Annotated in this window: 1 protein-coding gene; it reads left to right on the top strand. The window is 74.7% G+C overall.

What is annotated here, in order from left to right; all coding sequences use genetic code 11:
- Positions 1–1174, top strand: a 1174-nt coding sequence (locus AB0D10_RS46410; RefSeq protein WP_360269197.1) for an AMP-binding protein, incomplete at both ends; no start/stop codon positions are given.

Genomic DNA, 1174 nt, shown 5'->3' on the forward strand with positions numbered 1-1174 from the left:
GCCACCCGGTTCGTCCGGGTGCTCGACGGCCTCCTCGCCGACCCGGCGCAGCCCGTGGCGGACGCCCCGATCCTCGACCCCGCCGAGCGCCACCGGATCCTGACCCGGTGGAACGACACCGCCACCGAGATCCCCGCCGCCACCCTGCCGGAGCTCTTCGCCGCCCAGGTGGCGCGGACCCCGGACGCCGTCGCGGTCGTCGGCCCCGACAGCGAGCGCCTCAGCTACGCCGCACTCGACGCCCGCGCCGAGCGGCTCGCCTGGCGCCTGGTCGCCGAGGGGGTGGGCCCCGAGCGCGGCGTGGCGGTCCTGATGGAGCGTTCCACCGAGCTGACCGTCGCCCTCGTCGCGATCGTCAAGGCGGGCGGCTTCTACGTCCCGCTCGACGCCCGCTACCCTCTCGCCCACCGCGAGGCGCTGACCGCAGAGACCCGCGTCGGCGTCGTCCTGACCGACGAGACGCTGCGCGCGCAGGCCGACGAACTCGGCCTCACGGTCCTGACCGTAGACTCCGGGGCCGATGTCGAGGGTGCTCCGCTCGCCGTCGCCGGCGACCCGCGTCAGCTCGTCTACGTGATGTACACCTCCGGATCGACCGGCCGCCCCAAGGGCGTGGCGGTCACCCACCGCGACGTCGTCGCGCTGGCCTCCGACCGGCGCTTCGCCGGACCGGACCTGGACGCGGTGCTGATGCACTCGCCGCACTCCTTCGACGCGAACACCTTCGAGCTGTGGACGCCGCTGCTGACCGGCCGCCGCGTCGTCGTGGCGCCTGCCGAGGACCTGACGGCGCAGTCGCTCGCCCGGCTCGTCGCCGAGCACGGCGTGACCTGGCTCTTCCTCACCATCGGCCTGTTCGGCCTGTTCGCCGAGGAGGACCCGGCCTGCTTCGCCGGGTTGCGCCAGGTGTGGACCGGCGGAGACGTGGTGTCGCCGACCCTGGTCGCGCGGGTCCGGGCGGCCTGCCCGCAGACGGTGGTCGCGAACGTCTACGGCCCGACGGAGACCACCACCTTCGCCACCGCCGAGCCGGTGCGCGGCAGCGATACCGCGCTGCCGATCGGCGGCCCGATGGACAACATGCGCGCCTACGTGCTGGACGAGCGCCTGCGGCCGGTTTCGGCGGGCTGCGTGGGCGAGTTGTACCTCGCGGGCGCGGGCCTGTCGCGCGGCT

Origin of the sequence: Kitasatospora sp. NPDC048545, assembly GCF_040651155.1 — a bacterium.
In the GTDB taxonomy this organism is placed as follows: domain Bacteria; phylum Actinomycetota; class Actinomycetes; order Streptomycetales; family Streptomycetaceae; genus Kitasatospora.